Origin of the sequence: Nitrococcus mobilis Nb-231 (genome assembly GCF_000153205.1) — a bacterium.
Taxonomy (GTDB): domain Bacteria; phylum Pseudomonadota; class Gammaproteobacteria; order Nitrococcales; family Nitrococcaceae; genus Nitrococcus; species Nitrococcus mobilis.
The window spans coordinates 1,509,893-1,522,534 of the sequence record NZ_CH672427.1 but is presented as its reverse complement, the minus strand read 5'-3'; the positions used below and the strand labels follow the sequence as shown (position 1 = coordinate 1,522,534).

Below are 12,642 nucleotides of genomic sequence, written 5' to 3'. Positions count from 1 at the left end.
GGGCAGGGCACGCGAGCACGGCTGCATGATATCAACTGTGGTAAGCAACCGTCTCACATAACTTGGCCATGGCTGCATAATTTCCCCAGTGGTAGAGCACACGGGTATTGCTGTAAACGCGCCGCGTTCATTGTGCTCCTGTGGCCAAAGCGGTGCAGCCGGTTACTTTTTACATTAGCAGTAGGCCGCTTTAGATTCGGATAAGGCCCGCACAGTCAGCGTTCGGCGCCCTCCTGAGTCGCTAGCGGCCGCAACAGTGCCCGGGCCGGAGCGCCTTCTGCGCCGGCAAGGCGCAGCGGCAGGCAAATGAGTTCGTATGGACCGGATTTGACCGCCGACAAGTCGAGGCCTTCGATGATCCATATTCCCGCACCCAGCAGCGCACGGTGCACTTCGGCACCTTCTTCGTTGCCGGGCCCCACCGACAAATAATCAATGCCGAGCAGGCGTATCCGCTGCCTGGCGAGCCAGCGTGCCGCCTCCAGGCTCAAGGCCGTGAACCGAGGGTTGAACGCGCGTTTGGACCAGGAGTGATCCGAATTGCGGGTCTTGAGCAACACCCGCTCCCCAACTTGGATACCGGCTGATTCGAGCATGTGCTGCGAGATCGGACCCGGCGCTGCCACGGTCAGCACCCGCGCCGGCCCGATGATTGCCGTAAAGGGCAACGCATCCATGCTGGCGGTGCCCGGCAGGTAGTGCAACGGTGCGTCCATGTGCGTGCCGGTGTGGGCGCTCATCGACAGCTGCGTCAGGTTAACTTCGTCACCGTGTTCGATGGTGTGTGTTCGCTGCACTTGCACGGCCGGATCACCTGGCCAGCGCAGCATTGCGTCATGGATGGGTACGGAGATGTCGATCCAGTCAGCCGGTTCCATGATTTATTGCAGTCTTGGATCGAGCTCGAGTGTGGTTTTGTGCGGCATTCACAACAATAGCCTGAGTCGACTGCCACCGATAGTGGCGCATTTGATTGGCCGGACGCGCACCGCAGTGATTTGGTCGCGTCAAAGGTCGCGGGCTGCGTTGCCGAGTGTTCCGGTTAGAATGGTAGCGGTTCATACTCGGGTTGTAAGGAGCCTTTCGGTGGCTACTGAGATCGAGCGCAAATTTTTGGTGATCGCCGATGACTGGCAGCGTGACGCCGATGCCGGCACGACTTACCGTCAGGGCTATCTCATTGGTTGCAGCACCTCCAGTGTACGCGTGCGCTTAGCCGGCGAGCAGGCCTGGCTCAATATTAAAAGCGGCACGATGACGATCTCCCGGCGCGAATACGATTACCCGATCCCGGCTCGGGACGCTACGGAAATGCTTGCTGAGCTCTGTCGCAAGCCGTTGATTGAAAAGATCCGCTACCGTGTTCGCGTAGGTGCGCACGTTTGGGAGGTGGACTGCTTCCAGGGCGAGAATGCGGGGTTGGTCGTCGCGGAGATAGAACTTACGGATCCACAGGAGCGCTTCACGGTTCCTGTCTGGGCTGGCCACGAGGTATCGGATCGGCTGCGCTATTACAACGTCAACTTGGTGGACTATCCATATCGTGATTGGACAGAGGCGGAGCGAGCCGGATTCTGAGGGTGCTGCACGCTGGGTCCTCATCGAACTCGGGACCCAGCGACTTCACCTATACCAGGCGAACCGGCTGCTGAGCAGCTACCTCGTTTCAAGTGGCCGCAATGGGGTGGGGGAGCAGATGGGCAGCGGTTGTACGCCCCGCGGTTGGCATGTGATCCGTGCTCGTATCGGCGCCAATCAACCTCTGGGAGCCGTTTTCGTCGGTCGCCGGCCAACGGGTGAGATTTATTCGCCAGCGCTGGCAAACCGCTATCCGGGTCGCGATTGGATACTGACTCGCATTCTCTGGCTCAGTGGCCTAGAGCAGGGCTTCAACCGCTTGGGGTCGGTGGATAGCATGCGTCGTTTCATCTACATCCATGGTGCACCGGCTAACGTGCCCCTTGGCTTGCCTGCCTCCAAAGGTTGTATTCGCATGGGTAACGCGGATGTTGTCGAGCTGTTCGAGGCCGTATCGGTGCGGACCCGGGTTTTGATCGAGCGCTAAGTTATTTCTTGACATATTACCTTGGTTTGCCGCGAAGTATCTTGTAAATACAAAAGGTCATACAGAGTGTATGGAGGGGCCTCCTGGCGAATCATCGTGTCGATCACGCTCGCGGAGGGCGCACGGCGAGCAAAGGTTAGCCCCTGCCAGTTTGTCCTGTTGGACTGAGGTCGAGTTGTTCCGGCCAGGGTGCGGACGGAACCTCAGGAGGGAATAGCTATATGCCTACCCAAGAGAATGCCAGTGGTGTTTCACCGGCGGACCTCGGCAAACCTTACGGGTTGACGCCCCATCAAGTGAATTCAATCTTGGCCGACGCCCAGCTCCAAGTGCGACGCCCCGGGCAGTCGGGTTGGGTGCCTACGGCCACCGGCGCGGCGTTCGTCTTCGAGCACCCGACCAGCGGCGCCAAACCAATCGCCTGGCTCCCAGCCGTGGGCGAGGTCATTATGGAAGCCGTGAGTCCCATCATCCGGTTCATTGAGACCCAATGTTATCTATCACAACACGCCCGAACTCCTCTGCCGGAGCTCTGGCAAGCCTATGAGCAGTGGTCGGCGAACGAGGGTATCGAGCGTCCCTTGACCCGCAGCATATTCGACCAGCTCGTGGCGAAGCACGGCGCTAAATGCTATCCGAGCCCCGCAGGCCGGGTTGCCGTCGATCTTGCTCTGGTTGACGAAGCCTCTGAGCAGACTCGGCTGGAGGCCACGCAGCTGCAAGCGGCATTGGACCAGGTCGCCCAGTTTATCGAGACCCAGTGTCGCCGATCCACCACCACTCGGGCACCGGCAGAGGTGTTCTACGACGCCTACAAGGATTGGATGCGCAGCGAGCACAACGCCCGTCCGCTCGGCCACAAGGATTTCTTTGAGCGGCTGGACTATTACGGCTATCCGCAGCAACGCGACGCCCGGGGTGTGCAGCTTCTCATCGGTCTGCAGCTCATCGGTCGGCGCCCGCGGTTGAAGGTAATATGAGAGTTGATTTTTTGTAGTTAAAGTTCAACCCCCGCCCACGCTTGCGACAGCTCTCGATTCGGGAATGATTTTTCCCGAATGGAGGTTGTCCGTAGGCGTATCGTAAGGCCGTTTTACCCATATCCGCCCGTTTCCGAGGAGCTACCGAGTAGCTACTTTCGACCGTGACGGGTGAATGAAGGCTGAACGAGTGGCAATCAGTTTGATGGAAGGGCGTACCAGATAAGGCTTTCGCAGTGTTCGTATGGTACGCCATACTGCGAGGTGATAACCGTTCAATCCAAAGGATAGTCATGCACTTGGGGCCTGTCATGATCGGCATTCGCGGCCTCGTACTGCTGCCGGAAGAGCGTGAATTGCTGTGCGATCCTCGCATCGGTGGAGTGATTCTATTTAGCCGCAATTACGAATCCATCGAGCAGTTGAGCCAACTTACCGAAGCCATTCATGCCATTCGCCGACCGTCACTGCTGATTGCGGTGGATCAGGAGGGCGGTTGTGTGCAGCGCTTCCGCACCGGGTTCACGGCGTTGCCGGCGCCGGCCTGCCTTGGCCGGCTATACGACCATGGCCCCCCCGTGGCGCTTGCTGCCGCCGAGCGCCTCGGTTGGCTGATGGCCGCGGAGCTGCGCGCGGCGGGAGTGGATCTGAGCTTCGCCCCCGTGCTTGATGTCGAGCGCGGCGTGAGCCGGGTGATCGGCGAGCGTGCATTTCATCGCCGCGCGGGAGCGGTGGCGGATCTCACCTTGAGCTGGGTGCGTGGGATGCGCCAGGCCGGAATGGCAGCGGTTGGCAAACACTTCCCCGGCCATGGTGCAGTGGTGGCGGACTCGCATCATGAGCTGCCCGTGGACGATCGCCCCCTCGACACCATCGCCAGTGTCGATTTTTTGCCCTTCAGACGGTTGATCGCTGTCGGGTTGGAGGGGGTGATGATGGCCCATGTGCTCTACCCTCAGGTGGATGCGCGACCGGCCAGCTTTTCCGGAGTGTGGATCGCCGGCGTGTTGCGAGAAACGCTCGGTTTCACGGGAGCGGTCGTCAGCGATGATTTAGGCATGCAGGCCGCGGCTTGCATAGGGGATTTGTACCAGCGGGCCGGCGTTGCGCTGGCGGCGGGTTGTGATTTGTTGCTGCTTGGCAACGACTGGGAGCCTGCTGCAAGTATCGTGGAGCGCCTTCCTAGTGTCGAACGCCCAGTTCGGGCGGCGCGCTTGGCCGCGTTACGCGGCGAAGGACGACTCGGATCGCCGCTGCAGCGGGATCCGCGTTGGCTGCCGGCAGTTACGTTGGCAACACAGCTCTGTGGAGAGGTACCTCGATAACGGCGGTGACGCCGACGGTTCGGACGCCACCTAGGTCACCCGATTTGCACGCGGATCGAGTCAACTTCGGAGTTACCGTCGCAGGGGTGGTGTCCTATACATGTGGCACCTATAATTCTCGCTCTTTGAGCCAGGGCCTGAGCGTTGGGGGTGCCGCGTTGGCGAGCAAGCTGCTAATCATCATGGTCAATACCGACCCGATGAACTGCCCCGAGTTGGGGGCGCCGATCATGCAGGCGACCGTTGCGGCTACGATGGAGTACGACGTGGAAGTGATTTTCAGCGGAATCTCCGGGCGGCTTGCCTTGCGAGGCGTGGCTGAAAATCTGCGTATCCATGAGGGAGCGAACAAGACCGTCTACGATTTGATCCGGGAGGCCCAGGCGGCCGGCGTGGTATTCAAAGTGTCCTCTACCACGATCGACATTTGGGGCGGTGATCTGATCCCGGAAATCAGCGAGCCGGTGGGGAGCGCTTACATCATCAGCGAGGCGATGGACAATGACACGGTGGCGCTTTCCTACTAGGGCCTGTTAACAATCACCCGCAGCGTCGCGTGGTTGCCCAAAGTGCGGCCAGCCAAGGCGCTAGGAGAGAAGTTTGGTTGTTCCAAATGAACGATGAGCAACGCCGGGTGGCCGTATTTTGGGCGCCACCCCAAGGGGCCGGGGCCATTTTCCCGCAACCCTGCGTTATCGCTCGCTTATGTAGTGGGTTACACGGCGCTCGTGACGCCTTATCTTGTGAGAAAATGGCCGCCGGCCCGGCGTCGCGGGTAATTTATAACAGGTTCTAAGCGGCGAGACGATTAAATGGCAACGCAGCAGCAGGTGACTCCGCAGCGTTTGGACGAAGTGCTCCGGAGCGCTGACCGACTTCATACCGAGGAAGACGTCGAGCGCGCTCTGGACCAGATGGCCCGAGAGATCGAGGCCGAGTTGGGCGGTAGCATGCCGGTGGTCCTGGGTGTAATGGTCGGCGCGCTCGTGCCGCTGGGCAAGTTGCTACCGCGGCTGCAATTTCCGCTGGAAGTGGATTACATCCATGCAACCCGCTATCACCGCTCGACTCGGGGTGCGGACTTGGTTTGGCTCGCCCGGCCGCAGACATCGTTGCGCGAACGCACGGTGCTCATAGTCGACGATATTCTCGATGAAGGTCATACGTTGGCGGGGATCATTGATGAGTGCTACGAGGGTGGAGCGCAGGAGGTGCTTGCCGCTGTGCTGGTGAACAAGCAACACGACCGTCGATTCGAAGGGCTTGAGGCCAACTTCTATGGGCTGGAGGTCGATGACCGGTATGTATTCGGCGCTGGCATGGACTACAAGGGCTATTTTCGGAATCTGACTGGGATCTATGCCGTCAAAAGGGAACTCGAGGATTGATTTGTCGCCTGGTTGTTAGGCTGGGGGGGCAGCCACAACCCCCATCACAGCGCAAGGAGCCCGTGTATGACACTTGCCATCATCGGCGGGACGGGATTGACTTCTCTCAATGGGCTGGAGATCGAGCGCCGGGAAATGGTACATACCCCGTATGGCGAGCCCTCGGGCCCCATTACGCATGGGGTGCTGGACGGCAAGCCGGTCATGTTTCTTGCGCGCCATGGCTATGGTCATACCATTCCGCCGCATAAAGTTAATTATCGTGCCAATATATGGGCGCTCAAGCATTTGAATGCCAACTGGATTTTGGCCGTGGCCGCCGTCGGCGGTATCGCTGAGGATTTGTCTCCCGGCCGGCTCGTATTCCCCGATCAGATCATCGATTACACCTGGTACCGGGATCATACGTTCTTCGGTGAAAACCTCTCGCAGGTCGTCCATATCGATTTTACCCAGCCCTATGATCGGGGGCTGCGCGCGTTGCTGATCGAATCCGCGCGCGCGGCCGGAATCGATGCGGTGGAGCAGGGTACCTACGGTGCAACGCAGGGGCCGCGGCTGGAGACAGCGGCGGAGATTAGTCGGATGGCTCGTGACGGCTGTTCCATGGTCGGTATGACGGGTATGCCGGAAGTGGCTCTGGCACGGGAGTTGGAACTCCCCTATGCCACCTGCGCCGTAGTGGCGAACTGGGCGGCGGGTCTGCATGGGCAAACCGTTGTGGCGATGAGCGAGATCGAGAGCACATTACGTACGGGTATGACGCAGGTGCGGAAGCTGTTGACCGAGCTGATCCACAGGCTCTAAGGCAGTAGAGCACTGCGGAGTGCCGGCGGCGCGGGTCGCCCGGCGCCATCCGATCCTCGCTGAAACCGCCTGCGCCACCACCCTGCTGGACAGAGCATGAGGTCTCGTCGAGCAGTGAGTCATCTGGGGGCGGTTGGATTTGGGACGAGTTAGTTTAGTTGGCGCACCTGCACCAGAATGCCAAGCACCGGGTGATCGAGATAGTGAATCTCACCCACCCGCATACGTCGGCTTTGGGTCATCGGATAGACTGTCGCCGCATCGCCCGCGCGCGCGCCGTCGCGCCGATAGCGCAAGTCCACCTGGAAGTGCAGATAGCGTCGCTGGAGCAGGCGCAGCGTTCCCCAAAGCCGGGTGCCTTGCGGCAAGGACTCGAACGGGTTTTGGCTGGCGCCGGCGCCCGCCGTAAGCTGCGCTGGCGGGAACCAATTCAGCGGCAATACGACGGCGGCGGCATTGTTGGGCTTGAGACCCGGTTGCCGCCAGCCGACGTGCAGCAGCACCCGGTAGTCATTAGAGCGCGCGAGACGTTGGTGGATACCGGCGAGCTGCAGCTTGGTGGCCGGCAGGCGGTTGAACCCCGGCGCATCGGCGCCGCTTGCCGCGGGTCCCAAGGTAACCAGGCGTTGGGTCGCGGAACGTGAGATCGGTGGCGGTTGGTGGGGCCAGAATTCCGCGTCGTTGTCCGGGGCTTCCCAGTGGCGAAAGATCACCACCTCCACCGCATACGTGTTCTGCGCCAGCCCGGGTGTGGCCAGTGCGCCCAAGAGCAAGGCCAGCACTACGACAATGCAGCGATGGCTGGGGCAGCGCGACTGGTCCATCGGCCTAGGCCGCCTCTTGTTCAGCGAGCCTATCCAGGAGTTTCGCGACCGTAGCGATCCGCTGCTCGGCGTCTTCCAGCGCTTGGCGAAACTGCAGCCGCTCTTGGCCTTCGAGTCGATAGACGCTGGGGTTCTCATGGATCAGCCGGACGATCGTTGCCGGGTTGACATCGGGTTCTGGCCGGAACACTAGGATTCCGCCCCGCGGCCCGGCCTCCACTTTGATGATGCCGATGCGCTCGGCGCGCAGCCTGATCTCGGCTTGGCGGAACAGGTTTTTGACCGGCTGGGGGAAAAGACCAAACCGATCGATCATTTCGATTTGCAGCTCGCGCAGCGCCTCTTCGGTGCGCGAGCTGGCAATGCGTTTGTACATTACCAGCCGGGCATGAATATCCGGCAGATAGTCCTCCGGCAGCAGCGCGGGGATGCGCAAGTCCACCTCGGTGGCACTGTCGGATTGCGGGTCGAACACGGGCTCGCGGCCTGCCCGTAGACTCTGCACGGCACGCTCGAGCAACTCGGAGTAGAGCGTAAACCCGACCTCCTGAATCTGGCCGCTTTGCTCGTCGCCGAGCAGTTCGCCGGCGCCCCGAATCTCCAAATCGTGGCTGGCGAGTGAAAAGCCGACGCCGAGATCCTCAAGCGAGGCGATCGCCTCTAGGCGTTTGACTGCATCCGGTGTCATCAGGTTCTTTGGCGGCGCGATCAGGTAGGCATAGGCTCGATGATGGGAGCGCCCGACCCGGCCCCGCAGCTGATAGAGTCGCGCCAGCCCCAGGCGGTCCGCACGGTTTATGATGATGGTATTGGCACTTGGGACATCGATGCCGCTCTCGATGATCGTGGTACAGACCAGCACGTTGAAGCGTTGATGGTAGAAGTCCAGCATCACCCGTTCGAGCTCGGTCTCACGCATCTGGCCATGGGCGATGCGCACCCGGGCGTCCGGGATCAGTTCATGGAGTTGACGGGCGATACGTTCGATGCTGCGGATCTCATTGTGCAGGAAATAGACCTGGCCGCCGCGATGCAGCTCGCGCAGGCAGGCTTCCTGGATCAGCGCGTCGTTCCACTGGTTGACGAATGTCTTGACGGCGAGCCGGCGCGCGGGTGGTGTGGCGATGATGGACATATCACGCAGCCCCGCCAGCGCCATATTCAGAGTCCTCGGTATCGGTGTCGCGGTCAGCATGAGTACGTCGACGTTGGTACGGAGGCGCTTGAGCTGTTCCTTTTGCCGCACTCCGAAGCGATGCTCCTCGTCGATGATCACCAATCCCAGATTCTTGAAACGCACGCTATCCTGCAGCAGCTTGTGGGTGCCGATGACAATGTCCACTTTTCCGGCGGCCAGATCCTGCAGCGCGGTGTTTTGCTCTTTTGAGCTGCGGAAACGCGAGAGCTGCTCGATTCGAATGGGCCAATCGGCGAAGCGGTCGCGGAAGTTGCGGAAGTGTTGTTGAGCGAGGAGGGTAGTAGGAACCAGTACCGCGACCTGCCGACTGTCCTGCACTCCGATGAAGGCCGCGCGCATTGCGACCTCGGTTTTACCGAAGCCGACATCGCCGCAAACGACGCGGTCCATGGGCCGGCTCGATTCCAGGTCGCTGAGCACCCCATCGATGGCTTGCTGCTGATCGGGTGTCTCCTCGAAGGGAAACTGGCTGGAGAATGCCTCGTAGTCCGACCGAGGGAAACAGTAGGCATGACCTTGTGCCGCCGCGCGGCGGGCATAGATTTCCAGCAGCTCGGCGGCCACATCGCGCGCGCGTTCGGCAGCGCGCCGACAGGCGCGTTCCCACTGTTCCCCGCCAAGTCGATGCAGCGGGGCGTGCTCGGGGTCCATCCCCGTATAGCGCGTGACCAGATGCAATGCCGAGACCGGTGCATAGAGCTTATCGCCGCCGGCGTATTCGATGGTCAAGAATTCGGTGGTAATTCCGCCTACCTCGATGATCTGCAGGCCTCGGTAACGCCCGACGCCATGGTCTTTATGCACGACCGGTGTGCCGAGGTGGAGATCGGTCAGGTCACGGATGATCGCCTCCGGATCGCGCTCCGCGCCCTGCCGGCGGCGGCGCTGCTGCGCCCGACCGGCGAATAAAGCGGTCTCGGGTAGTAGCGCGAGCGGCGGTTCATCAAGCTCTACGCCCTGTTCGAGCGGGGCTACGGCGACGCCGAGCCGGGTTCTGTGGTCCAGGAATTCGGACCAACCCGCAACCGGCTGGGGATGCACGGCAATGCTCTGCAAACGAGCCAATAAATCCTCACGCCGACCAGCCGACTCGGCGATGAACAGCACACGCCCCGAATAGTCCTGCAGGAACTGTTGCAAACGGCCCAGAGGGTTGGTTTGTTGCGGCGCGATGCGCAAGTCGGGAATCGTGGCGGCGGCAAAGTGGGGGCGGCCGGCGGCCTCGGGTGCGTGTTCATGACAGCGCACCCGGCGGAAACGCTTGAGCCGCGCCCGCAACTCATCCGGTGCGAGATAAAGGCGTTTCGGGGCAAGCAGAGGACGCTCCCGGTCGTGTCGGCGCTGCTCGTAGCGCTGCTGGATATGGTGCCAGGTCAGGTCCAGTTCAGCGTTCATCTCGCCCACGACGACAGTGAGCGTGTCGCCGGGTAGATAGTCAAACAGCGTAGCCGTTTCTTGGAAGAACAGCGGCAGATAATACTCGATGCCGTTTGGCAGGCGCCCTTCGCTCACCTCCCGATAGATGAGACTGGCGGTGGGGTCGCCCTCGAAAAGACTGCGGTAGTTGCCGCGGAAGCGGGTAATGGCTGCCTCGTCCGTGGGGAATTCACGGGCGGGCAGCAGCTCGATGCGCTCGATGCGTGCGCGGCTGCGCTGGCTCTCGGGGTCGAAAGTGCGGATGGAGTCGATCTCGTCGTCGAAAAGGTCGATGCGATAAGGTTCATCGCTGCCCATGGGGAAGAGATCCAGAATCGAGCCCCGCACGGCGAACTCGCCGTGTTCCATGACTTGCGAGACGCACCGGTAGCCGGAGCGTTCCAGCCGGGTACGCATGTCATCGAGCACCATGCGCTCGCCGGTTTGCACGAGGAAAGCCCGCTCTTCTAGGTAGTTCACCGGAGCGATGCGCTGGATCAACGTGGCGATGGGAACAATGAGTACGGATCGCTGAACGGTGGGTAGCCGATAAAGAGTGCGTAGGCGTTGCGAGACGATATCCTGGTGCGGTGAGAAGACATCGTAGGGCAATGTCTCCCAGTCTGGCATCATCTGCACATCCAGCGAATCACCGCCGAAGAAGCGCAGTTCCGTTTCCAACTGTTGTGCGAGCTGTGAGCTCGCTGCCGCGACCAGAATCAGATTCGTACCCGCCATCGCTGCGTTGGCGATGGCGAGCGCTGGCGCGGCGCCGGGCAGGCCGTACCAGTCCAGGCATTGCCCCGGCTTGCCCGGTAACGGCGGTGTCATGGGGGTCAGGTAATTCGGGGCCATGGTCCGTCGGCTGGTTATCTGATTAAGACCGCTTGTGCCGCCTGCGTGAACCACTTGCTGCGGCTGGACGTACGGTGGCGGGCCAAGTGTAATCAATCACCGCGGCAGGGGGAACCGTATGAATCGCACTGCGCGATCTTGGTACACTATTTCGTTAATTGGAACTGTCAGTGGTGTGCATGGCGATCCGAACTGGGGCACTCGATAATAGCCGGGTCGGATGGCTGGGAGCACGGGAGTCGGTAAGCTGATTGAGTGACCACAATCGAATGACCATGAGCGCTGCGCGGGCAGAGACTGTACTGGTGCCGGTGCATTGTTCCAAGAGCCCGGAGTGGTCGGCCTTTGCCACTATATACCAACACGCGTTTCCGTTCTGGGAGCGGGAGCCGTTGCCGCGGATCGCAACGCGCATCGACTCGGGTCGCTATCGGCTGACCGTGCTGCGGTCCGCCGATGAGCTTGTCGCTGGTTTCCATCTGCTGGACCGGGTGGCAGTGTTGGACTATGCCGTCTTGACGTTTCTGGCAGTGCGCCGGGCGTTGCGCGGGCGTGGCTTGGGCCGACGACTGCTGCGTGATGCGGTCTGCGCTTTCCACGCTGAGGCCGGTCCGGCGTGGTTGTTCGTGGAAGCCGAAGCGGAGCTGGTGCCGTTTTACCTAGGCCAGGGCTTCCGTCAGCTGGCGCTGGATTATCGAGTCCCGCACTACGGCAGCTTAACCGCAACCCAACCGATGACGCTGCTCACGTTACACCGCTCGGATCGGGTGGGCTCCATCGCCGGTGAATTGATCCGCCAGGTCATCGAGCATTTGTTTAGCGACGGCTATCAGGTGCGCCCGGATGATGCCCGTTTGGTGAGGCAGCAACAGCGGGTGCCCGATCTCGTGGGGGTGTTCTGACTATGTTGAGCTACGGGCAGAACAGCGACAACGGCGATCGGGTGCTGCGGCCGGTCGTCGAAGTGCTCGCTCACGGGCGCACCGCCTATCAGGAGTACCTGTTTTTCCGTTCTTCGGCGCACGGGGTTTGTGTGGTGCTGGATGGTGATCTCCAGTCCTGCGAATCCGATGAGGGTATTTATCACGAGACGCTCGTCCATCCGGCGTTGCTCCTCCACCCCGCGCCGCGCCGCGTTCTGATCATGGGCGGTGGCGAGGGCGCGACCGCGCGGGAGGTGCTGCGGCATCAGGGTGTCGAGCAGGTGGTTATGGTGGATATCGATCGGGAATTTGTGGAGCTTTGCCAGCACCACCTCGCCGACTGGAATCGGGAGGCATTTGCGGATCCCCGGCTGGACTTGCAGTGCCGCGATATCAACGAGTTCCTGGGTGAAAACACGGACAACTTCGATGTCGTGATCGGCGATCTGGTCGACTTCGAGGATTGGGATTCGCCGACGGCCGTGCTCTACAGTCGCAGCTTCTACGCTGAGTTGCGTAAACACCTCGCTCCCGGCGCCGTGCTCGCTACCCAGGCGGGCGGGCTTACGGCGAGTAGTGTCGAGGGCCATAAATGGGTGCGCGCAACGCTTGAGAGCGAGTTCCGGAATGCGGCCAGCTACGGCATCGTGGTGCCGAGTTTTTATCATCTGTGGAGCTATGTGATCGCCTCCGACGAGCCGTTGCCCGAGCCCGGCGCGCCACCGCTACAGCTTTTCATGGAGCGCGCTCGGGAGCGGACGCTGGTCTTGCCGGCGACCGGGCCGGTGGCGTTGGCCGGGGCCTTCATCTTCCCGGCGACGTTGCGTTCGCGTCTCCTCACCTCGTGTAAACGGAAGTGAA

Annotated in this window: 12 protein-coding genes; 9 read left to right on the top strand and 3 right to left on the bottom strand. The window is 61.2% G+C overall.

Going from position 1 to position 12,642, the window contains the following annotated elements:
- Positions 1-215 precede the first annotated feature (215 nt).
- Positions 216-878, bottom strand: a complete 663-nt coding sequence (locus NB231_RS07030; RefSeq protein ID WP_005000990.1) for a cyclase family protein — start codon at positions 876-878, stop codon at positions 216-218.
- Positions 879-1,086: 208 nt separating this feature from the next.
- Between NB231_RS07030 and NB231_RS07025 the strand changes: the two genes are divergently transcribed.
- The 7 genes from NB231_RS07025 to NB231_RS06995 all read left to right on the top strand — a co-directional run bounded on the left by NB231_RS07025 (position 1,087) and on the right by NB231_RS06995 (position 6,565).
- Complete coding sequence (locus tag NB231_RS07025; protein WP_040662018.1) at positions 1,087-1,578, top strand: CYTH domain-containing protein; 492 nt, start codon at positions 1,087-1,089, stop codon at positions 1,576-1,578.
- Positions 1,544-2,065, top strand: a complete 522-nt coding sequence (locus NB231_RS07020) for a L,D-transpeptidase (protein WP_005000988.1) — start codon at positions 1,544-1,546, stop codon at positions 2,063-2,065. The genes NB231_RS07025 and NB231_RS07020 overlap by 35 nt, the downstream gene beginning before the upstream one ends.
- A 221-nt stretch (positions 2,066-2,286) precedes the next feature.
- Positions 2,287-3,045, top strand: coding sequence for a primase-like DNA-binding domain-containing protein (locus NB231_RS07015; RefSeq protein ID WP_005000987.1), 759 nt, complete (start codon positions 2,287-2,289; stop codon positions 3,043-3,045).
- Between the two features lie 293 nt (positions 3,046-3,338).
- A complete protein-coding gene (gene nagZ / locus NB231_RS07010; RefSeq protein ID WP_040662017.1) occupies positions 3,339-4,370 on the top strand; it encodes a beta-N-acetylhexosaminidase in 1,032 nt (343 codons plus the stop codon).
- Between the two features lie 158 nt (positions 4,371-4,528).
- Positions 4,529-4,897 (top strand): 50S ribosomal protein L33, encoded by a 369-nt coding sequence (locus tag NB231_RS07005; protein ID WP_040663473.1) that lies wholly within the window; start codon positions 4,529-4,531, stop codon positions 4,895-4,897.
- 285 nt (positions 4,898-5,182) lie between these two features.
- Positions 5,183-5,758 carry a hypoxanthine-guanine phosphoribosyltransferase gene (locus tag NB231_RS07000; protein WP_005000984.1) on the top strand — a complete coding sequence of 192 codons (576 nt, stop codon included), beginning with the start codon at positions 5,183-5,185 and terminating at the stop codon, positions 5,756-5,758.
- Between the two features lie 66 nt (positions 5,759-5,824).
- The gene (locus tag NB231_RS06995; RefSeq protein WP_005000983.1) at positions 5,825-6,565 is read left to right on the top strand and encodes an S-methyl-5'-thioinosine phosphorylase; all 741 of its coding nucleotides are present in this window, start codon (positions 5,825-5,827) and stop codon (positions 6,563-6,565) included.
- 149 nt (positions 6,566-6,714) lie between these two features.
- Here the strand turns inward: NB231_RS06995 and NB231_RS06990 are convergent, their stop codons facing one another.
- Positions 6,715-7,389: a CsiV family protein gene (locus NB231_RS06990; RefSeq protein ID WP_005000980.1), complete on the bottom strand. Its 675-nt coding sequence runs from the start codon at positions 7,387-7,389 to the stop codon at positions 6,715-6,717.
- A 4-nt stretch (positions 7,390-7,393) separates the two neighbouring features.
- Positions 7,394-10,858 (bottom strand): transcription-repair coupling factor, encoded by a 3,465-nt coding sequence (gene mfd, locus NB231_RS06985; protein ID WP_198007254.1) that lies wholly within the window; start codon positions 10,856-10,858, stop codon positions 7,394-7,396.
- Positions 10,859-11,133: 275 nt separating this feature from the next.
- Here mfd and NB231_RS06980 point away from each other — a divergent pair, with 275 nt between their 5' ends.
- Both NB231_RS06980 and NB231_RS06975 read left to right on the top strand, forming a co-directional pair.
- On the top strand, positions 11,134-11,760 hold the full coding sequence (locus tag NB231_RS06980; RefSeq protein WP_232210407.1) for a GNAT family N-acetyltransferase: 627 nt from the start codon (positions 11,134-11,136) through the stop codon (positions 11,758-11,760).
- A 2-nt stretch (positions 11,761-11,762) separates the two neighbouring features.
- Entirely contained in the window at positions 11,763-12,641 is an 879-nt protein-coding gene (locus tag NB231_RS06975) for a spermine/spermidine synthase domain-containing protein (protein ID WP_005000962.1), read from the top strand.
- Position 12,642 lies beyond the last annotated feature (1 nt).